This window comes from Saccharothrix stipae (assembly GCF_054781895.1).
Window position 1 is genome coordinate 1131024 of record NZ_BAAGTN010000008.1, and the last position, 22413, is coordinate 1153436.

General features: G+C 71.6%; 22 protein-coding genes. 13 read left to right on the forward strand and 9 right to left on the reverse strand.

Translation table 11 applies throughout. From position 1 onward, the window contains the following. Positions 1–70: 70 nt before the first annotated feature. Both ACYVLT_RS22160 and ACYVLT_RS22165 read right to left on the reverse strand, forming a co-directional pair. Positions 71–1018: an RNA polymerase sigma-70 factor gene (locus ACYVLT_RS22160; protein ID WP_461122074.1), complete on the reverse strand. Its 948-nt coding sequence runs from the start codon at positions 1016–1018 to the stop codon at positions 71–73. Continuing rightward, positions 1015–1968 carry an NAD-dependent epimerase/dehydratase family protein gene (locus ACYVLT_RS22165; RefSeq protein ID WP_461122075.1) on the reverse strand — a complete coding sequence of 318 codons (954 nt, stop codon included), beginning with the start codon at positions 1966–1968 and terminating at the stop codon, positions 1015–1017. Before ACYVLT_RS22165 ends, ACYVLT_RS22160 begins: the two co-directional genes overlap by 4 nt. Positions 1969–2138: 170 nt before the next feature. Here ACYVLT_RS22165 and ACYVLT_RS22170 point away from each other — a divergent pair, with 170 nt between their 5' ends. Continuing rightward, the gene (locus ACYVLT_RS22170; protein WP_461122076.1) at positions 2139–2498 is read left to right on the forward strand and encodes a hypothetical protein; all 360 of its coding nucleotides are present in this window, start codon (positions 2139–2141) and stop codon (positions 2496–2498) included. Positions 2499–2992: 494 nt separating this feature from the next. Here ACYVLT_RS22170 and ACYVLT_RS22175 read toward each other — a convergent pair whose 3' ends face one another. Together ACYVLT_RS22175 and ACYVLT_RS22180 are read right to left on the reverse strand one after the other, a co-directional pair. Then, entirely contained in the window at positions 2993–3217 is a 225-nt protein-coding gene (locus ACYVLT_RS22175; RefSeq protein ID WP_461122268.1) for a helix-turn-helix transcriptional regulator, read from the reverse strand. Then, positions 3145–3957, reverse strand: a complete 813-nt coding sequence (locus ACYVLT_RS22180; protein WP_461122077.1) for an AraC-like ligand-binding domain-containing protein — start codon at positions 3955–3957, stop codon at positions 3145–3147. Before ACYVLT_RS22180 ends, ACYVLT_RS22175 begins: the two co-directional genes overlap by 73 nt. A 186-nt stretch (positions 3958–4143) precedes the next feature. Between ACYVLT_RS22180 and ACYVLT_RS22185 the strand changes: the two genes are divergently transcribed. Next, positions 4144–6909 carry a helix-turn-helix transcriptional regulator gene (locus ACYVLT_RS22185; RefSeq protein ID WP_461122078.1) on the forward strand — a complete coding sequence of 922 codons (2766 nt, stop codon included), beginning with the start codon at positions 4144–4146 and terminating at the stop codon, positions 6907–6909. A gap of 28 nt (positions 6910–6937) precedes the next feature. Here ACYVLT_RS22185 and ACYVLT_RS22190 read toward each other — a convergent pair whose 3' ends face one another. The 3 genes from ACYVLT_RS22190 to ACYVLT_RS22200 form a co-directional block, all read right to left on the reverse strand. Beyond that, positions 6938–7753: an alpha/beta fold hydrolase gene (locus ACYVLT_RS22190; RefSeq protein WP_461122079.1), complete on the reverse strand. Its 816-nt coding sequence runs from the start codon at positions 7751–7753 to the stop codon at positions 6938–6940. A 115-nt stretch (positions 7754–7868) separates the two neighbouring features. Continuing rightward, complete coding sequence (locus tag ACYVLT_RS22195; protein WP_461122080.1) at positions 7869–8663, reverse strand: alpha/beta hydrolase; 795 nt, start codon at positions 8661–8663, stop codon at positions 7869–7871. Then, positions 8660–9493 (reverse strand): alpha/beta fold hydrolase, encoded by an 834-nt coding sequence (locus tag ACYVLT_RS22200; protein WP_461122081.1) that lies wholly within the window; start codon positions 9491–9493, stop codon positions 8660–8662. Before ACYVLT_RS22200 ends, ACYVLT_RS22195 begins: the two co-directional genes overlap by 4 nt. Positions 9494–9746: 253 nt before the next feature. On the opposite strand from ACYVLT_RS22200, the gene ACYVLT_RS22205 reads away from it, so the two are divergent. From ACYVLT_RS22205 to ACYVLT_RS22230, 6 genes are all read left to right on the forward strand, one after another. Beyond that, the gene (locus ACYVLT_RS22205) at positions 9747–10235 is read left to right on the forward strand and encodes a SigE family RNA polymerase sigma factor (protein WP_461122082.1); all 489 of its coding nucleotides are present in this window, start codon (positions 9747–9749) and stop codon (positions 10233–10235) included. 13 nt (positions 10236–10248) lie between these two features. Further along, positions 10249–11160, forward strand: a complete 912-nt coding sequence (locus ACYVLT_RS22210; RefSeq protein WP_461122083.1) for a hypothetical protein — start codon at positions 10249–10251, stop codon at positions 11158–11160. A gap of 387 nt (positions 11161–11547) precedes the next feature. Continuing rightward, positions 11548–13029, forward strand: coding sequence for a non-reducing end alpha-L-arabinofuranosidase family hydrolase (locus ACYVLT_RS22215; protein ID WP_461122084.1), 1482 nt, complete (start codon positions 11548–11550; stop codon positions 13027–13029). Positions 13030–13692: 663 nt separating this feature from the next. Continuing rightward, positions 13693–14154, forward strand: coding sequence for a hypothetical protein (locus tag ACYVLT_RS22220; protein ID WP_461122085.1), 462 nt, complete (start codon positions 13693–13695; stop codon positions 14152–14154). A gap of 112 nt (positions 14155–14266) precedes the next feature. Continuing rightward, positions 14267–14878 carry a TetR/AcrR family transcriptional regulator gene (locus tag ACYVLT_RS22225; RefSeq protein WP_461122086.1) on the forward strand — a complete coding sequence of 204 codons (612 nt, stop codon included), beginning with the start codon at positions 14267–14269 and terminating at the stop codon, positions 14876–14878. Positions 14879–14883: 5 nt separating this feature from the next. Continuing rightward, positions 14884–17037: an MMPL family transporter gene (locus ACYVLT_RS22230; protein WP_461122087.1), complete on the forward strand. Its 2154-nt coding sequence runs from the start codon at positions 14884–14886 to the stop codon at positions 17035–17037. 45 nt (positions 17038–17082) lie between these two features. On the opposite strand, the gene ACYVLT_RS22235 is transcribed toward ACYVLT_RS22230, so the two are convergent. Beyond that, complete coding sequence (locus ACYVLT_RS22235) at positions 17083–17826, reverse strand: SDR family oxidoreductase (RefSeq protein ID WP_461122088.1); 744 nt, start codon at positions 17824–17826, stop codon at positions 17083–17085. Positions 17827–17907: 81 nt separating this feature from the next. Between ACYVLT_RS22235 and ACYVLT_RS22240 the strand changes: the two genes are divergently transcribed. From ACYVLT_RS22240 to ACYVLT_RS22260, 5 genes are all read left to right on the forward strand, one after another. Next, complete coding sequence (locus ACYVLT_RS22240; protein ID WP_461122089.1) at positions 17908–18402, forward strand: RrF2 family transcriptional regulator; 495 nt, start codon at positions 17908–17910, stop codon at positions 18400–18402. A 121-nt stretch (positions 18403–18523) separates the two neighbouring features. Beyond that, the gene (locus ACYVLT_RS22245; protein WP_461122090.1) at positions 18524–18817 is read left to right on the forward strand and encodes a hypothetical protein; all 294 of its coding nucleotides are present in this window, start codon (positions 18524–18526) and stop codon (positions 18815–18817) included. Continuing rightward, positions 18817–20190, forward strand: coding sequence for a putative T7SS-secreted protein (locus tag ACYVLT_RS22250; RefSeq protein ID WP_461122091.1), 1374 nt, complete (start codon positions 18817–18819; stop codon positions 20188–20190). The genes ACYVLT_RS22245 and ACYVLT_RS22250 overlap by 1 nt, the downstream gene beginning before the upstream one ends. Before the next feature lie 29 nt (positions 20191–20219). Then, positions 20220–20705 (forward strand): hypothetical protein, encoded by a 486-nt coding sequence (locus ACYVLT_RS22255; protein ID WP_461122092.1) that lies wholly within the window; start codon positions 20220–20222, stop codon positions 20703–20705. After that, positions 20702–21184, forward strand: coding sequence for a YbaB/EbfC family nucleoid-associated protein (locus tag ACYVLT_RS22260; RefSeq protein ID WP_461122093.1), 483 nt, complete (start codon positions 20702–20704; stop codon positions 21182–21184). The genes ACYVLT_RS22255 and ACYVLT_RS22260 overlap by 4 nt, the downstream gene beginning before the upstream one ends. A gap of 151 nt (positions 21185–21335) precedes the next feature. On the opposite strand, the gene ACYVLT_RS22265 is transcribed toward ACYVLT_RS22260, so the two are convergent. After that, positions 21336–22238 (reverse strand): acyl-CoA desaturase, encoded by a 903-nt coding sequence (locus ACYVLT_RS22265; protein ID WP_461122269.1) that lies wholly within the window; start codon positions 22236–22238, stop codon positions 21336–21338. Positions 22239–22413: the final 175 nt, after the last annotated feature.

Genomic DNA, 22413 nt, shown 5'->3' on the forward strand with positions numbered 1-22413 from the left:
CATCCGGCAGGTGGCGCTGTGGGTGTCACGAACGGCACCTCGCGAGCCCGCTCGCTGTCGCGCGACGCTGTCACGACGCGCTCGCGTCGGTCGGCCCTGACGTCGGCTGCCTTCCCAGCGCCCGCACGTCGGCGACCGGGCCGAGGTGGCGCAGCTTGTCGGGGTTGATCACCGAGCGGATCGCCTGCACGCGGCCGTCGACGATGTCGAGGCTGAAGACGTTGATGACCTCGCCGTCCCTGGTGCGGATGACCGCGCCCGGCTGGCCGTTGACCTCGCGCTGCTCCAGCGAAAGTTCGTGCGCCCGCAGCTGCTTGCTCATCGCCATGAACAGGCGGGCGATCTTCTCCGCGCCGACGATCGGCGTGCTCCACTGCGGTGCCTTGCCGCCGCCGTCGCCGTAGGTGCGGGCGTCGGCGGCCAGCAACTCGACCAGTCCGTCCACATCGCCTTCCGTGAACGCCGTGAAGAAGCGCGTCGCGAGGTCGTCGCGCTGCTCCCGGGTCGCCTCGAACCTCGGTTGCTCCGACCGGATGTGGCGCCGCGCCCTGGACACGAGCTGGCGGCAGTTCGCCTCGCCCTTCCGCACGATCACCGCGATCTCGTCGTAGCCGTAGCCGAACACGTCGTGCAGGAGGAACGCCGCGCGCTCGACCGGATTGAGCCGCTCCAGCACGAGGAGGAACGCCATCGACAGCGAGTCCGCCAGCTCAGCGCGCGTTGCCGGGTCGGCGTCACCGCCGTCGGTGAGCAGCGGCTCCGGCAACCACTGGCCGACGTAGCTCTCCCGCCGCACGACCGCGGAGCGGAGCCGGTCGATCGAGAGCCGGGTGACAACCGCCGAGAGGTACGCCTTGGGCGACTCGATCACAGCGCCGCCCGCCGCGGCGGCGCGTAGATACCGGATGAACGCCTCCTGCACGACGTCCTCGGCGTCGCCCGCGCTCCCGAGCATCCGGTACGCGATCGAGAACATCAGCGGGCGCAGCTCGTGGAAGACGGCCTCGACGTCGCTCACGCGGCGATCCCGGTGGTGGTCGCGTCGGTCAGCGCGTGCCGGAAACCGGTGCGCCAGGTCGCCAGCGCCGGCTGCCACCCGAGCTCCCGCTTCGCCTTGGCATTCGACGCGCCCCGCGCCTGCGTCATCCATCGCACGGTGGTCTCCCCCGCCGCGACCCGGCCGAGCCAGGCAGGCACGCGCATCGGGGCCTTGGCGCCGACGCACTCCGCGAGGTACGGCAGCCACTCCGATACCGGAGCCGGCTCGTCGTCGACGATGTTGTAGACACCGGCCGCGCCGTGCTCGACGGCCGCGACGGTGGCCGCCGCCGCGTCGTCGAGGTGGATCCACGACCAGATGCCCGCGCCGTCGCCGATCATCGGCAACTTGCGCTTCCTGAGCAGCGCCACCAGGTCCTCCGACGCGCCCGGACCGTAGAAGTTGCCGTACCGCAACACGATGCCCGTCAGCGACGCCGTCGAAACGACCTGCTCCAGGAACCGTATCGCGCCGAGCGCCTCCCGCTGGTACTTCGCGGGCCGCGGGTCCACCGGGTCCTCCTCGGTCTTGACCAGGCCGCCCTCGCGGGCGTTCGTCCACCCGGTGTAGCTCTGCGCCACGAACCGGTCCACGCCCACCGCGTCGGCGGCCGCCAGGAGGTGCTGGGTGCCCTGGACGCGCAGCTTGTTGGTCGTCGCGAACCACCGGTCGAACTTCCTGAGGTTGTTGCCACCGGCCAGGGCCGACATCTGGTGCACGATCACGTCGGGCTGGGCCCGCGAGACGGCCTCGCCGACGGCGGCCGCGTCGAGGCCGTCGAGCACGACCGGTTCGGCGCCCAGCGCCCGCAGGGTCGCGAACTTCGCCTCGCTGCGAGTGGTCGCGACCACCCGGTGGCCGCCCGCGACGAGCTGCGGGATGAGCCGGATGCCGAGGGCGCCTGCCGCGCCTGCCACGAAGACCTTCATGTCGTTCTCCTGTTTCCGTCGGTCGTGCCCTCAGGGACGAGGCAGCCCCGCGCCCTGTGACAGCCCGACGAAAACCCGCCGCCATGTCACAGACGGCGGGCGAGCCTCGTCCTCCAGCCGTCCACAGCGGAGAGATGAGGAACCTCATGCCCCAGAACCGGGTAGTCACCGTGACCGTCCTGATCGGCGCCACCGCGATGATCGCCGTCGGCCTGTGGGGCCGGCTCGCCCCGGCCGACTTCGCGGACTGGGCAGGCTGGCCGCACCACGAGCACTTCCTGCACGACGCCGGCGTGTTCCAGATCGCCATCGGCCTCACGATGCTCGTCGCGCTGTGGTGGCGCGACCCGATCACGGTGGTGCTGACGGGATTCGTGTTCACCAACGTGTTCCACGCCCTGAACCACTACCTCGACCGCGCCGACGGCGGCCGTGACGGGGACTGGGCACCGCTGCTGGCGTTGGCGGCGCTGGGCGCGATCGGACTGTTCCTGCAGCGGCGACGTACTCGCGTCGCCCGCAGTGTCTGACCTGCCTGCCGACCAGCATCCAACCTGGAACCGCCGGTCAGCCCTGTTCCCGTCCTTTGGTGCTCCCGCCGGGGGCACTACCGGTAGCGCAGGCCGCCATCTGCGGTTTCAGTGCATCTATTCACAGGGTCCGACCGGTCGTCCCCAGGGCTGCCAGTGTCGCCAATTGAGACGTTTCACCGCGCGGACCCGTCACGACTCGGCTGTCCCGCCGACCCGACTCGATCATCGTCGGTCGAACAGGGGGTCCCGCTGCGCAGGCCGGTGTTGTGTTGCGGATTTTTGTGACCAGCTGGCGTTCAGTGAAAGATCAGCGACGCCGGGATGCTTCGGCACATGACCAAAACGTTACTCAGAGGGCAAGCTCCTCTACTACCCGAACACCGACCCCGCCTTGTCTGCGCCGCGGGAGATCGGGCATGGGTGGGGCACGTTCAAGCACGCAGTCGTCTTCGGGTGAAGTGATCACCAGCGCGGCCGCGCGGGTCTGGTGGTCACTGGGCGCTTGTTGCGCCCCCAATGCGTCGCCACTCGCTCGGCGTCATGCCGTATGCCGCGCGAAAGCGTCGGGTGAAGTGGGTCGGGTCGGTGAAGCCCCACTGCCGGGCGATCATCGCGACGGTGCGGCTGTGGTTGTCCGGGCGGATCAGGTCCTGCCGGGCGCCTTGGAGTCGTTCGGCGATGATCCACTGTTCGAGGCTGAAACCGCATCGGCGCAGATCTTGTACAGGTAGCGCAGAGACACGTTGTGCGCGGCGGCGATGGTGGGCGGGCGGAGGTCGGGGTCGGTCAGTCGTCCGCGCACGTAGGCGCGCACCCGGGTGAGGAGCGTCTGGTGCAGGACCGCGCGGGCGTGCCGGTCGGGGTGTGCCGCCGAGATGAGCAGTGCACGGGCCAGTTCGACGGTGGCGGTGCCGAGGGCGGTGGCTCCCGGGTCGGTGCTGAGGCGGTCGGCGTCCCGGCTCAGGTGGGTGACGTGGTCGGTGAACAGCCGGTAGAGAGGGCTGGCGCGCAGGTCGCGCACGGCACGTCGGATGACGTCGAGGGGCAGGCCGAGCTGCTCGAACCGGATCTGGACGCAGCCGGCGGCCCCGTTGCCGGACCAGGAGAACTCGTACGGGGCGGAGAGGTCGACCGCCATCAACTCGCCCGGCGTGATCACCTGCCGCACGGACAGCTGTTCGTGCCGGCCCTTGGCGAGTTGTTGGACCGACAGCGCGACCACCGGCTCGACGTCCTGCTTGGCCTGCTTGGCCGTGCGTAACAGCCGGATGCCGGAGGCGCGGTTGGTGAAGATCTCGGCGGCGCCGAGGTCCCACACCCCCATCAGCGCGTGGACGTCACCGTCCGGGTCCTCGTGGATGACGTGACAGGGAGCGGACGCCTCCAGCATCGCCGTGTGGATGGCCTCGACGCGGTCGACGGCCGGCAGCTCGGCCGTGTTGAGGACGAATGGCATCGCGCACCCCCCTTGTGAGCGCTCACATTGTGCACGGTCAGCCGAGATGCTTGCACCCACAGCCCGGTTGCCGACTCGTCCCACTCATAACCTTGGCCCGTTCGACTCGCGGCATGGTTCCTGGGGGCTTCTCGTGTCGGTAGTGGCTTTTCCCGCACCGCGCGCATGCACGGTCAGCGGTCCGTCATGACGCTCCACGGCCGCCGACCGGAGCGTGCCCGCCTCGACCGGCTCGTCGCCACGGTCCGGGAGGGGCTGAGCGACGTGCTCGTGCTGCGGGGCGACGCCGGCATCGGCAAGACCGCGCTGATCGACTACGCCGGCGCCAGGGCCGAGGGCCTGCGCGTCATCCGGGTGGCCGGGGTCGAGACGGAGCTCGGTTTCCCCTTCGCGGCACTGCACCGGTTGCTGGTCCCGCTGCTGAACGCCCGGCGCGGCCTTCCCCCCGCGCAGGATCGCGCGTTGCGGGTGGCGTGCGGGCAGGTCGAGGGGCCGCCGGCCGACCGGTTCCTGGTGGGGCTCGCGACCCTGACGTTGCTGGCCGAGGTCGCCGCCGGTGGGCCGGTGTTGTGCTGCGTGGACGACGCGCAGTGGCTGGACGAGGAGTCGCTGGGCGTGTTGGCGTTCGTCGGACGCCGGTTGCACGCCGAGGGCCTCGGCCTGCTGTTCGCCACGCGCGGTGCCGTCGACGCGCTCGCCGGGCTCGCCGTGCTCCACCTGACCGGGCTGTCCGAGCCGGACGGGGTGGAGCTGCTGAGGGCGGTGGCGACCGAACCGCTGGACGGCGTCGTCGCCGCGCGCATCGCGATCGCGACGGGCGGCAACCCGCTCGCGCTGACCGACCTGGGCCAAGAGCTGTCGACGGGCCACCTGACCGGCGCGCTGTCCCTGCCCGACCCGCTACCGATCGGCAGCCGACTGGAGGACCACTACCTGCGCCGGGTACGCGCGCTGCCGCGGACCACGCAGATCTGGCTGCTGCTGACCGCGGCCGAACCCGGCGGGGACGTCGGTTACATCACCGACGCCGCCGCGCGGCTGGACGTCGGTCCGGACGCGCCCGGTCCCGCGGAGGCGGAACGTCTGCTGGTGGTGGGGACCACCGCGGAGTTCCGCCACCCGCTGGTGCGTTCCGCGGTCTACGGCGGTGCGACCAGCGTGCAGCGGCAGGCGGCGCACCTCGCGCTCGCCGCGGCGACCACCCGGCCGGCCGACGCGGACCGGCGCGCGTGGCACCTGGCCGCGGCCTGCGTCGGCACCGACGAAGCCGTCGCGGCCGAGTTGGACCGGGCGGCCGACCGGGCGGGCGCGCGCGGTGGGTACGCGGCTCGCACCTCGTTCCTGATCCGGGCCGCCGAGCTGACCCCCGAGGGGCCACGCCGCGCCGACCGGGTGCTCGGGGCCGCCGAGGCGGCGTTGTTGGCCGGTGCTCCGTTGCAGGCCCTGAAACTGCTCGACGACGTCGGCACCGACCTGATCGACGACGTCGGCCGCGGTCGTGCGCTGCTCGTGCGCGCCGGCACGCTGGTGGTGCTCGGCGGCGAGGGGGCGTACGCGGGGGGCTCGGCCCTGTGCCTCGACGCCGCGTCGGCCTTCGGTGAACGTGCGCCCGACCTCGCCCGCGAGGCCCTGCTGGAGGCCGTCGAGCACACCGTGCGCGGCGGGCACCTCATCCGCGACACCACGGTCGAGCACATCGCCCGTGCCGCCGACGAACTCGGCGCACGCACCCTCGACGCAACCGTGCGCGATCTTCTGCTCCGCGCGTTCACCGTGCTCGTCCGGGACGGCTGCGAGTCCGCGGTGCCGCACATCCGGTGGGCCGCCGATGCCCTGCTGGACCCGGCAACGCCCGGCGAACACGTGCTGCGCAGGCACGTGACGGGCGCGACGCTGAGCATCCTGCTGTGGGAACCGGAACTGCACCGGGCGGTGTGGCGGCGGGCCGCCGAGGTCGCCCGTGCGAACGGCGCCTTGTGGACGCTGGTCACCGCGCTGTACTGCTCGGCGACGGTGGAGACGTTCCTGGGCGACCTGGCCGCCGCCGAGGACCTGCTGGCCCAGTGCAACCAGGTCCGTGCGGCGATCGGCGCCACCGATGAGCTGTGGACCATCCACCGCCTGCCGGAACTGCTGGCCTGGCGCGCCGAGGAGGGTGGCGATGCCGCGGCCGCCCTGCGGGAGACGCTGGCGGCGGCCAGCTGGCTCGGCAGCGGTTCCATTCAGTCCATCGTGCGCATCGGCCTGGTCGTGCTGCACCTCGCGCGGGGCGACTACGCGCACGCCCGCACGACCGCCCAAGAGGTCGTCGAGTCGGACGTGCTCGGCATGCACACCCGCATCCTGCCCGACCTCGTCGAGGCGGCCGTCCGCAGCGGTGACCGGATCACGGCGAACTCCGCGCTGACCAGGTTCACCTCGATCGCCGAGGCCGCCGGCACCGGCTGGGCGCTGGGGGTGCTGACCCGCTCGCGCGCCCTGCTCGCCCCCGCCGGCACCGCCGAGCCGCTCTACCGCGACGCCGTCACCCTGCTGTCCGGCACCGGCGCGCACGCCGACCTCGCCCGCGCTCACCTGCTCTACGGCGAGTGGCTGCGCCGGCAGAGGCGTCGCCGGGACGCCCGCGAACAGCTCCGGACCGCGTGGGAGATGTTCGAACGGATGGGCGCTCCCGGCTTCGCCTCGCGTGCAGCCAAGGAGTTGGTCGCCACCGGCGCGAAGGCGCGGCGCCGGGTGGACGAGACGGTCGGCGACCTGACCGCGCAGGAACTCGCGATCGCCAAGCTGGCCGCGCGCGGCGCCACCAACCCGGAGATCTCCGAGCAGCTGTTCATCAGCGCCGCCACCGTCGACTACCACCTGCGGAAGGTCTTCCGGAAGCTCGACGTGACGTCCCGCCGGCAGTTGGCCCACGCGCCCCGACTGCGCGCCACGCTGGACGTGGACCCGTGAGGGCGGATCCCGGGGCGGGCTCAGGTGCTCATCGGGCGGCGGCGAGGATGAGCGCCGCGGTCTGGGCCGGCTTGGACATCATCGCGACGTGCGAACTGCGCACCTCGACGACGTGGGAACCCGCACGCTTCGCCATGAACCGCTGCGCGGCGGCGGGGATGAGCTGGTCGTGCTGGGCGACGAGGAACCACGACGGGATCGTCCGCCACGCCGGCGGCCCGGACTGCTGCTGGAGGGACTGCGCGTTCGCCGGGCGCTGGGTGGCGGCCATGACCGCGGTCCTCGCCGGCGACAGGTCACCGGCGAAGACCTCCCGGAAGGCGGTCTTCTTGACGTAGCCGTCGTGGCTCGGCGAGCCGTCGGGCAGCGTGATCGGCCGCAGGTCGAGCGCTTCGAGCCCGAGCTTCGAGCCGGGGAACTGCGTCTGGAGGTGGTAGACGGTCTCGCCCTCGTCGGGGGCGAACGCGGCGACGTACACCAGGGCCTTGACGTTCGCGTTGCCGGTGGCGGCGTTGGTGATGACCACTCCGCCGTAGGAGTGGCCGACGAGGACGATCGGTCCTTCGACGACGGCGAGCAGGCTCGCGAGGTAGGCGGAGTCGGACGGGATGCCGCGCAGCGGGTTGGCCGGGGCGATGACCTGGTAGCCGTCGCAGAGCAACCGGTGGACGACGTCGTTCCAGCCGGACGCGTCGGCGAACGCGCCGTGCACCAGCACGATGGTCGGTTTGGGGCCAGGGGCGGCGGTGGCCTCGCCCGCGGCGCCGACGGCGGTCGCCACGCCCGCGGCGGCGACGCCGGCCAGCAGCGTGCGACGCCGGAGTCCGGTCGGTTCGTTGGTCATGTGCGTGTCCTCACTGGTGCCGGCGGTGATGGTGGTGGGTTCGCTGGGAGGCGCCCGGCGGCGCTCGGCTCGACCGACGTGGTCGGGCCGCTGACCCGCACGGGTCGGATCCGCGTCATCGGGCGTGCCGGAGAGCCCAGTCCAGGGCGTGGTCGGCGACCTGCTCCCAGCCGGGTTCCGCACAGGTCCAGTGCGAGCGGCCGGGGAACTCGAAGTACTCGGTGACCGTGCCCGGTGCCTTGTAGTGGTTGGCGTTGGACCTGTTCACCGACGGCGGCATGATGTTGTCCTCGCCGCCGGCGATGAACAACAGGGGCGCCCGCCGCTCGTTGTGGAAGTCCACCCAGGTCTCCTGCTTGCCCGGGGTGAAGTTGGCCAGCAGCCCGTACGCCCAGACCCAGCTGCCCGGCGCCGGGATGGCGTACCGGTCGTAGGCCGCTTGGGCTTCCTCCTCCGGGAGGGTGTTGGTGAAGGCGTAGTGGAACTGCTGCGGGGTGAACCCGGCCGCCTGGTGCCGCTTGGCGGGGTTCTTCAGGATCGGGAACAGCGACTTGATCTGCGACGGCGGGTTCACCCGGATGCCCTCGGGCGGTGCCGAGTTGATGACCACGCCGGCGGCCCCGTGCCCCCGGTCGAGCAGGAGCTGGGTCAGCGTTCCGCCGAACGAGTGCCCCATGATGATCGGCTTCTCCGGCAGCGCCGTGATGACCCTCTCCAGGTGGGCCACCGTGTCGGGCACGGTCGCCGTGGCGATCGGCGTCGGGTCGGCGCGCAGCGCCTCCACCTCGACCTCGAAACCCGGGTACGCCGGCGTCAGGACGGTGTGCCCCTTCGCCTCGAAGTACGGCACCCAGTGCTCCCAGCTGCGCGGCGTCACCCACAGCCCGTGTACCAGGACGATCGTGCTCACGCGTCGTACTCCTTCAGGAAGTCCAAGAGGTCGGCGCCGAGGCGCTCCTTGTGGGTGTCGGTGATGCCGTGCGGCGCACCGGGGTAGACGACCAGCCGCGCGCCCTCGATCAGCCCGGCGGACGCCTGGCCGCCGACCTCGAACGGCACGACCTGGTCGTCGTCGCCGTGCACGACCAGCGTCGGGACGTCGAACTTGGCCAGGTCCGGGCGGAAGTCCGTGGCGGAGAACGCGGCGATGCACTCGTAGGCGTTGCGGTGTCCCGACGCCATGCCCTGCAGCCAGAACGCGTCGCGGATGCCCTGCGAGACGTTCGCGCCCGGCCTGTTGTGGCCGAAGAACGGCCCGTCGGCCAGGTCCTGGTAGGTCTGGGACCGGTCGGCGAGGGACCCCGCGCGGATCGCGTCGAACACCTCCACCGGCACACCGCCCGGGTTGTCCTCCGTGCGCAGCATGAGCGGTGGCACCGCCGAGACCAGCGCGACCTGCGCGACGCGGCCGGTGCCGTGCCGGCCGACGTAGCGGGCGACCTCGCCGCCACCGGTGGAGAACCCGATCAGCGTGGCCTCGGTCAGGTCGAGGAAGTCCAGGAGCGCGGCGAGGTCGTCGGCGTAGGTGTCCATCTCGTTGCCGTCCCACGTCTGGGTGGAGCGGCCGTGCCCGCGCCGGTCGTGGGCGATCACCCGGTACCCGTGGTCGGCCAGGAAGAAGGCCTGGGCCTCCCAGCTGTCGGAGTTCAACGGCCAGCCGTGGCTGAGCACGACCGGCCGGCCGGCGCCCCAGTCCTTGTAGAAGATCCGTGCCCCGTCAGAGGCCGTGACGAAACTCAACGTGGTCTCCCTTGGCGTCGGGCCGGTGGTGTTCCGGCCACGCGACGACGATCCCGGGAGACCACCGACGTTCGAATCACGTGGTCCGCGTAGTGGATGCCGTGGACCGCGTCGGCCACGAAGCCGACCGGCTCCGCACCGCGCCGTCGTCGATCGGCACCTTCCGCTCGGATTTGTTTCGACTTGGGGCAACCTCGCGGCGTCCGGGGCGCGTTCCTGCTGTTGTGGAGGCACGACACTGGAGGTCACCGGGGTGAAACGCGCCGAGGAGGACACGTACCGCGAGTACGTGACGGCTCGGATGGAGACGATGCGGCGCATCGCGTACCTCCTGTGCCGGGACTGGCACACCGCGGACGACGTCGTGTCGATCACCATCGGCAAGCTGTACCGGCACTGGCCGAGGGTCGGCGCGACACCCGGTCTCGACGCCTACGTCCGCAAGGCGCTGCTGCGCACCTGGCTGGACGAGAAGCGCCGGCCGTGGCGTCGTGAGCAGGCCGTCGAGGAGCTGCCCGAGCTGCCGACGGAGGAGGAGTTCGCCGTGGTCGGCCGGGCCCAGCTGCTCGACCTGCTCGACGGGCTGCCGCCCAGGCGCCGGGCCGCGGTGGTGTTGCGCCTGTACTGCGATCTCTCGGTGGAGGAGACCGCCGAGATCCTCGGCTGCTCGGTGGGCACCGTGAAGAGCCAGACCGCGCGGGGGCTCGACACGTTGCGCGCCAAGGCGGCGCGGTCCGACTAGCGAGAGGTGCGTGATGGACAAGCAACTGTTCGACGATGCGATCGGGGAGGTGCCGCCGTCCACGGTCGACGTGGACGCGGTCATCGTCCGCGGCCGCCGCGCGGCCCGGCTCCACCGTGTGACGCACCCGACGGTCGCGGCCGGGGTGGCCGTGGTGCTGTTGACCGGTGTGGCCGCTTACTCGATGACATCGGGCGAGGACGATGGCACGACCGTCGCCACGGCACCCCCCACATCTGCCACGGCACCACCGAGTTCGACGCCGCCGAGGTCGAGGACGCAACCGTCCGGGCACGATCAGCCGGGCGTGGTCACGCTCCCACCGATCCCGGACCCGGTGCCGCCACCGCGGTGCGAGAAGGGCGACCTGGAGACCGTCGCGGAGGCCGCCGGGCGCCTCACCCAAGCCGCCACCAAGGCCGTGCGGGAACGACGCCCGGACGTGCAACTCTTGGCGAACGCGACGTTCCCGGCGGGCACACCCCGTGGGCCGCTGGAGTTCTACCAGACCACCGAGCCGGCGGCTCCCCACGTGTCCGTCTGCGACTTCCTGTCCACTCTCCACGCTTGGGCGACGGCCCGCACACCACTCGGGGACGGCAACATCGGATTCGAGACCTGGCCCGCCTTCTTCCCCACGCTGAACCCGCCGTGCGAGGAGAAGGACACTCCCGATCGGATCCACTGCGAGGAACTCACCGGACCCCACGGGGAGAGGATCCTCACCGAGACGTTGGAGTTCGCGAGGGGCACCCGCAAGCACCAGGTGCAGATCATCCGCGCGGACGGCACGTGGCTGCGGATCCACTCGGAGAACGACGCCATGACGAAGGGCAGCGGCGGACCGACCGCGCCCACGCCTCCGTTCACCGTCGAGCAACTCATCGCCATCGGCACCGACCCGGCACTGACACTGTTCCCTTAGGACGAACACCTCTCGCGCACCGGTCCACAGGGTGCTCGGCCGGAGCGGCTTTGTCTCTTGTGGACACGGTTGGCGAAGGGGGAGATTAGCTCCCCGACGGGACCTTCGCGAGGTCGAGCGTCTCATACGGGACTTCTTGCGAAAACCTGCCCGTTACATCTTGACGCCGCTGATGTTATCGCTCACAGTCCACGTGGTGCGTTCAGCCGCACCGCCGGTCGGCCGCCTAACACCCACACCCCAACGTATTCCGGCACGGAACATCCTCGGAATGTTAGCGCTAACACGCGACTTTCCGGGTAGTTGCCCGTGCGCGGGTGTCGTCGGGGTCGGCGCCGATGCGGCCCGCCTCTTGTCGGCGGTCCCAAACGATGAAAGGACGATGCTATGTCGGTTGGGTTTGCGCGCACCGCGGGGTGGCGCCGTCGGTGGCGGTCGGGGTTGGCCGCCGCGGCGGTACTGGCGGTCCTGGGCGGGCTGCTCACGGTGGCCACGACGCCGGCGTCGGCCGCGACGGTGGACACCGCGGCCTGGTACGTACTGGTGAACCGCAACAGCGGCAAGGCTCTCGACGTCAACGGCGTGTCCACCGCCAACGGCGGCAACCTCGTCCAGTGGTCCCGCACCAACGCCAACAACCAGCAGTTCCAGTTCGTCGACTCGGGTGGCGGCTACTACCGGTTGCGCGCGCGGCACTCCGGCAAGGTGCTCGACGTCTTCAACTGGTCGTCGGCCGACGGCGCCTCGATCGTGCAGTGGACCGACGGCAACGGTGCCAACCAGCAGTTCCGGCTGGCCGACTCCGACGGCGGCTACGTCCGGCTGATCAACCGCAACAGCGGCAAGGTGGTGGAGGTGCAGGGCGGCTCGACCGCCGACGGCGCCGGCGTGGTGCAGTTCAGCGACTGGAACGGCAGCAACCAGCAGTGGCAGCTCGTCCGGGTCGACGGGGGCAGCGGCACCTGCACCCTGCCGTCGTCGTACCGCTGGTCGTCGACCGGCCCGTTGGCGACCCCGAAGTCGGGGTGGGTCTCGCTGAAGGACTTCACCACGGTCGTCCACAACGGCCAACGCATCGTCTACGCCTCGACGCACGACACCGGGGACAGCTGGAGGTCGATGAGCTTCAGCCCCTTCACGAACTGGTCCGACATGGCCGGCGCCACCCAGAACACGTTGTCCATCGGCGCCATCGCACCGACGCTGCTCTACTTCGCCCCGAAGAACATCTGGGTGCTCGCCTACCAGTGGGGCTGGCCGGACTCCTTCTCCTACCGGACGTCGAGCGACCCCACCAACCCCAACGGCTGGTCCGAGCAGCGGACGCTGTTCACGGGCACCCTGCCCACCGGGGCGCCCATCGACCAGACGCTCATCGCCGACGACACGAACATGTACATGTTCTTCGCCGACGACCTCGGCAACATCTACCGCGCCAGCATGCCCATCGGGAACTTCCCGGGCAGTTTCGGCGCGTCCTACACGAGGATCATGAGCGACACGGCGGCCAACCTGTTCGAGGCGGTCGAGGTCTACAAGGTCCAGGGCCAGAACCAGTACCTGATGATCGTCGAGGCGCAGGGTGCGAACGGGCGCTTCTTCCGCTCGTTCACCGCCACCAGCCTCGGCGGCACGTGGACCCCGCAGGCCGCCACGGAGAGCAACCCCTTCGCCGGCAAGGTCAACAGCGGCGCCACCTGGACCAACGACATCAGCCACGGCGACCTGGTGCGCACCAACCCCGACCAGACCAAGACCATCGACCCCTGCAACCTCCAGTTCCTCTACCAGGGCCGCGACCCGCGTTCCGACGGCATGGACTACGGCAAGCTGCCCTACCTGCCGGGCGTGCTGACCCTGCAGCGATAACCGGTGACGTGACACAGGTCCGGCAGTTCCTGACGTCCGCGGGCGACGACGCGCACCGAACCGGGTGAGCGTCACCATGAGCATCAGGAACGTGTGAACCTGGAGCGGCGGGCTCGGCACAAAGCCGAGCCCGTCCGCGCACGTGGGGAACCCAGGGGCGATCACTGACCTGGCGGCGACGTACCCGGTGTTGTTCCCGCCGCTGATCTTGTGCACATCGTGGATGCGCACGCCGATCCCTCCGGTGCCGGCGAAGGATCTTGGGGGAGATGGTTCCACACGGGATTCGCCGATTCCGCCGGCCGGGCGGCGTCCGCGCGCTCGACCGACAGCGCCAGTGCCACCGCGTCGGTGTCGTGATCCCGAGGCGTGTTGCGAGTGGCGACTGGTCCGCTTGCGGCGCGGCATCGACTGTGGAATCGCTGTAGCACGCCGGTCTGTGCCGTCGGGTCCGATCACCGTGCCGCCCACCACGTTCGTCGGCCCGCCTGACACTTCGATCCGGTCCAGCGAGTGCTGCGGTTCGCTGTCGCCGCGCGGTTCCGATTCTTCGGCGCAGTACGGTGCGGTTAACGTGGCGAGGATGAACCAAAGGCCACGTTGGCCGGGCGGACACGATATGCTGGACCCGTACCTCGACTGAGGGCGGAATAGGGAATAAAAATGGCGGCGGTCGAGGAGTTCGGTCAGCGGTTCGTACGAGAGAATACGGATGTCATACAAGTCGACGGTGAGGAAGTTCGCCTCAGGATGGTCCTCAAGGATGTGCTGTCAACGAGTCGACTGCGCATTGAGTTCCGCGATTACACTCGAGAGGTTGGTCAGGCGCTGTGTGTGGCAACCGCAAGAGGGACGCTGCGTGCGGCTGACGCCAATGCCGGGCAATTGATTCTTTGGGCCGACTCCGTCCCGTCCGAGGTGAGTGTTGAACTAGGCTCGGCTGATTCTTCGGATGTCTTCATCTGGAACGCCTGGGGTCGTCGAGGGGGTGGTGTCGACGCGGCGCTCCGATTTGCCGGGATGAAAATTGTCGACGCCGGCCCGAATACTTGGATGCTGTATTGCAGTGACGGCGTCGGGCAAGCGAATTTCAATGATCTGGTAGTACGGCTCGAATTGGTCTAAATTCTCCCGGTCGGCGTAGAGGGCTGATGGGCGTCGGCGAGTGACGGAGCCCACCTACCGAGTCGGTCGGCTTACCGACCGGATCGGTCGGTAAGGGCGTACCGTGGTGGGCATGGCACGAGCGCTGCGTGGGATGACCGAGGACCAGTTGCTCGATCGCGTGGCCGGTCTCTTCGCGCGACACGGGTTCGATCACACGTCGGTGAAGGACCTGGCTGACGCGGTCGGGTTGTCGAAGGCCGGGTTGTTGCACCACTACCCGAGCAAGGAAGCGCTGTTCGAGGCCGCGTTGGACGTCGGTCGCACGCACAGCAGGCAGCTGCTGGAGCAGGTGACGCGGATGTCCGCCGGCCCGGCGCGGGACCGGCGGGCGGTGGAGTTGTTGGTCGACTTCGCGTTGGACCGACCCGGCCTGATCGCCCTGGAGTCGCGCGCGATCGGCCTGCTGGGCGCCGACGACGTGGACCGCAACCGCCTGGACGCCTTCTCCCAGCACGTCTTCGTGGTGTTCGGCGTCGAGCCGGACGGTGACGACACCGAGCGGCTCGTTCGGGTCGTCGGGATGCTCAGCGCCCTGGCCGTGCTGAGCCTGGCGGCCAACCACGCGGGTGAGAAGACCGCGTGGCGGCCGCACATCATCGCCACCTGCCTGGACGCGCTCGGCCACCGCGACGCCTCGCCGGCCGGCCCCTCTCCATCCGTCCCGACCCCCGCGGAGGCCTGACCCCCATGGCACGCCTGCTCTACCGACTCGGCCTCGGCGCGCACCGCCGCCGCCTGGTCGTCGTCCTGCTGTGGCTGCTGGTGCTCGGCGGCACGGCGGTCGGCGCGGCCACCCTGGCCGGGACGACCTCCGGTTCCTTCGCCATCCCCGGCCAGGAGTCCACCACCGCCCTGGACAAGATCTCCGAGGAGTTCGGCACGGGCGGCGGCGCGACCGCACGGGTGGTCGTCAGCGCCCCCGACGGCGGCAAGGTGACCTCTCCCGACCACGCCCAGGAGCTCGCCGCGCTGGTGGGGAAGCTGTCCGAACTGCCAGGCGTCACGTCGGCGACCAACCCGCTCGACCCGCGGGCACCGACCGTGAACGCCGACCAGGACGTCGCCTACAGCACGGTCACCTTCGAGGCCCCGGTCGGCGAGGTCACCGAGGCGCAGCGCACCGCGCTCGTCGACGCCACCCGGGACGTGGGCGGGCTGACCGCCGAGGTCACCGGTGAGGCCACCCAGGCCCCGCCGCACGTGGGCGGCCCCGCGGAGATCATCGGCGTGGTCATCGCGCTGCTGGTCCTCGCCATCACCTACGGCTCGCTCGTGCTGGCCGGCATGAACCTGCTGACCGCCGCCGTCGGCGTGGGCATCGGCGCGCTGGGCGTCACCATCGCCTCCGGCTTCATGGACCTGCAGTCCACGACACCCATCCTGGCCGCGATGCTCGGCCTGGCGGTCGGCATCGACTACGCCCTGTTCATCATCAACCGCTACCGGCAGGAGCTGCGCCGGGGCCGGGACGTGGGCGACGCCATCGGCACGGCCGTGGGCACCGCGGGCTCCGCGGTGGTGACCGCCGGCCTGACCGTGGTCATCGCGCTGGCGGGCCTGGCCGTGGTCGGCATCCCGTTCCTGACCCAGATGGGCGTCGCCGCCGCGGTGACCATCGTGGTCGCGGTGCTCGTCGCGGTCACGCTGGTGCCCGCCGTGCTGGGCTTCCTCGGCCGCCGCGTGCTGCCGCGCAAGCAGCGCACCGCACCGGTCGAGCACGACGGGGCCGCCGAGCGCGGCTTCTTCCGCGGTTGGATCGGCGGTGTCACCCGCAACCGGGTCGTGGCATTGCTGCTGGCGGTCGCCGGGCTCGGCGCGATCTCGCTGCCCGTGCTGTCGATGGAGACCACCCTGGTCGCCGCGCCGGCCGCCGACTCGACGCAGGCCCGTGCGGAGCGGACGCTCGCCGACGGGTTCGGCGAGGGCTTCAACGGTCCGCTGGTGGTGCTGTTCGAGGGCGACGACGCCGCCGGGACCGCCGCCGCGGCCGCCGGGACCATCCAGGGCGCCGGTGACATCGCGCTCGTCACGCCGCCGGTGCCCAACGCCGACGGCACCGCCGCCATGGTCACCGTCATCCCGCGGTCGGGCCCGGCCACGCAGGCCACCGAGCAGCTGGTCACCGACCTGCGCGAGCGGCTGGCCGACGTGACCGGCGCGACCACCTACGTCACCGGCGCCACCGCCGTGAGCGTGGACGTGGCCGTCGCCCTGGACGAGGCCATGCCGGTCTACCTGGCGCTGGTCGTCGGGCTCGCCCTGGTGCTGCTGGTCCTGGTGTTCCGGTCGCTGCTGGTCCCGCTGGTGGGCGTGCTGGGGTTCCTGCTCACCATCGGCGCCTCGCTCGGTGCGACGGTCGCGGTGTTCCAGTGGGGTTGGCTGGCCGACGCGGTCAACCTCGACACCACCGGCCCGCTGCTGAGCCTCACCCCGATCCTGATGGTGGGCATCCTGTTCGGCCTCGCCATGGACTACCAGATCTTCCTGGTGTCCCGGATGCACGAGGCGCACCACCACGGCAGGCCGCCGCTCGACGCGATCCGCACCGGCTTCGGGCAGGCCGCGCCCGTGGTCGTCGCCGCCGCGCTGATCATGTTCTCGGTGTTCGCCGGTTTCGTGCCGGCGGGCGAGGGGCCGATGAAGTCCATCGCGTTCGCCCTGGCCATCGGCATCCTGGTGGACGCGTTCGTGGTCCGCATGGTCATCGTGCCCGCCGCGCTGGCCCTGCTGGGCGAGAAGGCCTGGTGGCTGCCGAAGTGGCTGCGCCGGCTGCCGACCCTCGACGTCGAGGGCGCCGCGCTGGAGCAGGACCGCAAGGAACTGGTCGACGCCGGCCGGTGACCGCGACGGGTCCGGCGTCGACACCGGCGCCGGACCCGTGCGGGTTCACGCCGACTTCGCGAGCCACTCGTCGAACGTGGTCGGCGCGATGCGGGCGTCCGCGCCCGGCAGCAGCGCGTTCCCGGCCATCTCCGGGCCGAACACGCCCGACCACGTCGGCACGAGGCGCACGTCCCGGCCACGCGCCTGGTGCGTGCGCCGTGCCATGTCGACGAGGTCCTGCGTCTCGGGGCCGGCGATGTCCGCGTGCCGTCCCTGCGGCTCGCCGACGACGACCTCGGCGAGGATGTCGGCCACGTCCTGCGGCGCGATCGGCTGCACCAGCAGCGGCGCGATGGTGGCGACGCCGTCCCGCTCGGTCCAGCCCGCGACCATCTCGGCGAAGTCGTGGAACTGGGTGGCGGGGACGATCGTCCACGGCACGGGGCTCGCGGCGACCAGCCGTTCCTGCTCGCGCTTGCCCGCGTAGTGCACGTTGCCCTCGATGTCCGCGATGCCGACGATCGACAGCAGCACGTGGTGCCGGACGCCGGCCCGCGCCCCGGCGTCGAGCAGGTTGCGGGTCATCCCGCCGAACAGGCGCACGGTCTCGGCGCGGTCCGCCGCGGGCACGTTGACCGCGGCGACCACCGCGTCGACCCCGGCCAGCGCCTCGGCGAGGCCTTCGCCGGTCGACAGGTCCACGCCGAGCGAACGGCTGACGCGCACGACCTCGTGCCCGCCCCGTTCCAGGGCGGCCGCGGTGAGGGAGCCGATGTTGCCGGTCGCGCCGGCGACTGCGATCCGCATGACGATCCTTCCGTTCGGACGTGTGCGGTCAACTTATCTCGGACTAAATAGATCCGCAATGTCTTGGATAGACTGGGCGGCGTGAAGCTGCCTGTGAGCACGGAGTGGGTCCTGCACTGCGCGACGACCCTGGCGCAACTCGACCCCGGTGCCACGGCGTCCGCGGCCCAGCTCGCCGCCTACTACGACCTGCCGGCGCCCTACCTGGCCAAGCAGCTCCAGGCACTGGTCCGGGCGGGCGTGCTGGCCGCGACCACCGGCCCGCGCGGCGGTTTCCGGCTCGCCCGGCCCGCGTCGGAGATCACGTTGCTGCACGTGGTCGAGGCCGTGGACGGCGCGTCCTCGCCGTACGAGTGCCAGGAGATCCGCCAACGGGGCCGCGGCGCGTTGCCCGCGCGGGACTGCCTGGACACGTGCCTGCTCGCCGCCAAGATGGCCGACGCGCACGACGCGTGGCGGCGCAGCCTCGCCGCGGACTCGCTCGCCGACGTCGTCGCCGCGCTGCCGGCCACGGCCCCGGCCCGCACCCGGTCGCTCCTCGCGTCGACCGGGACCGCACCGCGCCGAACGCCCTGAGCGCGCCCTGACGCCGTCCGCACGAACCGGATTCCGCCAAACGCCTGCGCGCCGACCGCAACCGGCGATATAGGTGTCTCCGGAAAGCCCGCACGGCGGGCGGGGGACGGACGGGGTGGACGTGAGCGGGTTCGGGGCGGTGCCCGAGGAGTTGCGGCAGGCGGCCGGGAAGATCGGCGACGCGGGCGACCAGACAGCCGGCATGGTGTGGTGCGGGCCGAGCGGCGAGTACGGGCACGACGGGGTCGCCGGCGCGTGGGAGCTGTTCATCGAGGAGATGAGGGCGTACGTCGAGCGGCTGCGTCAGCAGGCCGACGAGCACGCCATCGGGTTGCGCGCGGCGGCATCGTCCTACCTGGACGTCGACGGCGAGGGTGCGGCCGCGTTCGGTCGGCTCGACGGGCCGGTGTCCTGATGGCCGCGCGACTCGGCGAGACCGACGACCCCAAGGCGCTCGTCCCCGGCGAGCCGGAGCTGATCGGCGGCGACCTGCGGCAGCTGGTGCGGACGCTGCGGCAGGTCGTGGCCGTCGGCGAGGACCTCGCCCGGGTCGACCCCGGCGGCTGGAGCGGTGGCGCGAGCGGCGCGTTCCGGTCGGCCTTCCACGCCGAACCGCCCCGCTGGCTCCAGGCGGGCGCCGACATGGGCGGCGGCGGGCAGCTGCTGGCCGACTACGCCGACGCGCTGGTCAAGAGCCAGGCCGAGGCGCAACGGGCCGTCGAGCTGTACCTGCAAGCCCGGGCCGCGTCCCGCCTGGCCGCCGCCGAGCACGACGCGATGGTGCTCTCCGGCACGGCCACCGCGCCGTTCCAGGACCCCGGTCAGGCGGGCGCGGCCGAGGCGCAGAAGGTGCTCGACGACGCCCGCAACGGCCTGTCCGGCATCGGCGACGTGGTGGCCAAGGCGCTGGGCTGGGAGCCCGACGGCAAGGGCGGCTACAAGAAGACGTTCGGCAAGGAGAAGTTCGGCGCCTCCCACCGCGCGACCGACGAGGAGGGCGAGGACACCGGCGGCTGGCAGTACGGCGTGGACGGGCGCTCGTACGAGAGCAAGTCCGGCAGCGAGTCCAAGCGCCTGCTCACCGAGGCGATCGGCGAGATCGCCGAGAAGTTCGGCGTCGACCTGCGCGAACGGGAGTGGGGCGAGGACGGGCACGCCGCGGTCAAGGAGGGGGAGGAGGACGGCGACTTCCGGGCCGGCCCGATCTCCGGCCAGGGCCGGATCAGCGGCACGCTGCTCAGCGCGGAGGCCGAGGCGACCGCGACCGCGAGCTACTCGGGCGTGACGGTCGGCGCGAGCGCGGGCGCGTACCTGGCCACCGCCCACGCCGACGGCGAGATCAAGGTCGGGCAGCACGCGAGCGTCTCGGGCAGCGCCGACGGCATGGTCGGCGCGGCCGGCGAGGTGAAGGGCTCGATCGGGCTGCTCGGCGCGAAGGGCAACGCCGAGGCGTTCGCGGGCGCGAAGGTCTCCGGCGAGGCGGGCGCCGAGGTCGCGGGCATCGGCGCGGGCGTGAACGGCGAGGCGTGGGCCGGCATCGGCGGCCACGCGAGCGGTCAGTTCGGCATGGGCGAGGACGGCAAGTTCCACGTCGGCGGGTCGGTGGGGCTCGCGTTCGGCGTGGGTGGCAAGGTCGGGTTCGACGTCAGCGTCGACCCGGTCGAGGTCGTGGAGACGGTGGTCGACGTCGCGGACGACGTGGGCGAGATCGCGCAGGACGTCGGCCGCGGCGTCGGCAACGCGGCGGAGAGCGCCGGCCGCGCCATCGGCCGCCTGTTCGGCCGGTGAACGGCATGACCCCAGGAGGAGACCCAGGCATGGCCACCACCCTTCCGGTGCCGATCGAGTTCTCGTTGCCCGACGGGTGGCTCTCGGCTCCGCCCGACGAGGTCGGGGCGCCGCAGGCGGCGTTCGTCGCGCTGCACCCCGGTTCCAGCGCGGGGTTCACCGCGAACGTGACGATCAGCGGCGAGGTCCGCGCCGACGACGCGACGCTGGCGCAGATCGCCGAACGGGCCGCGGCCCGGCTGGCCGACGGCGTCGGCCCGGTCGAGGTCGGGCGGCGCAACGAGCTGGAGTCCGCCTACACGCAGGTGGTGCGGCTGACCGCGCCCATCGACGGACGTCCGGTGGACCTGGTGCAGTTGCAGGTGTTCCTGGCCATGGCGGACGTGCGCGACGAGCGCAGGCGCGCGGTGCTCCAGATCGTGCTCAGCGCGACGCCCGCGCAGTTCGAGGACCTGGTCGGCGACTTCCAGGCGTTCCTGAAGACCATCCGACCGGACGAGGGGGCGACCCGGTGACCGAGTCCGCCGACATCCTGCTGCGCCGCATCGAGGCCATCGACACGGCCGCCGCCGACAACCGGCTGCGCGCGGAGTCCTACCGGCGCATGGCCGAAGGGCTCCGGGACGTGGTGGGCACGGCGACGTCACCCGACCGCGTGGTGACCGTGCTCGCCGGGTCGGACGGCGCGGTCAAGGCGATCACGTTCGGCCCGGCCGTGCGCGCGGTCGACCCCGCGGCGCTGTCCACCACCACGCTGCGCACCATCGCGCTGGCCCGCGCGGACGCGGCCCGCAAGCAGGCCGAGGTGGTCCGCGCGGCGCTGGGCGACACGAAGCTGCTGGACGAGGTGCTGGCCGACGACCGGCGGGCGTTCGGCGACGAGCCGCCGCAGGAACCCGTGGCGGTCACCGCGCCGCCCCGGGTCGTCCGGCGTGCCGCGCCGGTCGAGGACGAGGAGCCGGACATGGCCTACCGGAGCCGCGACGCCTGGTGATACAGGTGAGTCCATTGTGGAGCGGCGGATGTCCTTCGGTGGAACCGGAAGTTCCGTCGAACGGGTGCCGGCGTGATCTTCCCGGCGGACTGTCCCCAGCGGACGCGGAACCGCCCGTGCCGATCGGGGGCACGGGCGGTTCTCGACGCGGTCAGGCGGCGTTGGCCTTGAGCTTGCGCGCCAGGTGCTCGGGCCTGGCCCAGCGCACCTTGGTGGCCCAGCCCAGCTTCTCGAACGCCCAGATCAGGCGGGCCGTGATGTCGATCTGGCCGCGACGCACGCCGTGTCGCGCGCACGTCGGGTCGGCGTGGTGGGAGTTGTGCCACGACTCGCCCATGGAGGCGATCGCCAGCGGCCAGAAGTTGGCCGACTTGTCCCGCGCGGTGAACGGCCGGTCGCCGATCATGTGGCAGATCGAGTTCACCGACCACGTCACGTGGTGCAGCACGGCCACCCGGACCAGGCCCGCCCAGAAGAAAGCGGTCAGCGCGCCCCACCAGCTCCACGTCACCAGGCCGCCGATGACGGCCGGCGAGAGCAGCGTGACCACGGTCAGCGCCGGGAACCAGCGGTTCACGCGCTGGATGTCGGGGTCGGCGAGCAGGTCAGGCGCGAAGCGCGCCGCGTTGGTCCGCTCGCGCTGGAACATCCAGCCCAGGTGCGCGTGCCAGAACCCCTTGGCCAACGCGCCCGCGGACGTGCCGAACCGCCAGGGGGAGTGCGGGTCGCCGTCGCGGTCGGCGTAGGCGTGGTGCCTGCGGTGGTCGGCGACCCAGTCGATGATCGGCCCCTGCATGGCCATGCTGCCGACGACGGCGAGCGCGATCCGCAGCCCGCGGTTGGCGGTGAACGCGCCGTGGGTGAAGTAGCGGTGGAAACCGGCCGTCACGCCCAGGCACGTCAGCGCGTAGAAGAACAGCGCGAGGCCGATGTCGACCCACCCGAGGCCCCAGCCCCAGGCGAACGGGACCGCGGCGGCCAGGGCGAGGGCCGGGACGACGACGAAGAGCTTGACCAGGAACACCTGGGTCGAGGACTTCTCACCGGCGAACATCGGTTCCGGTGCGGTGCGGGAGCGGTCCGTCGTGGAACCGGTCCGGAGTGCTTCGGTCACGAGCGGTACCTCCGTGCGTGCGGTGACGGGTCTCCGCCGCCGGGGTCTCGGGCGATCGGTGTGGAAATACCCGACACCCCCCGGTCCCAAACGGGGGCCGGGGGGCGTCGGGCTT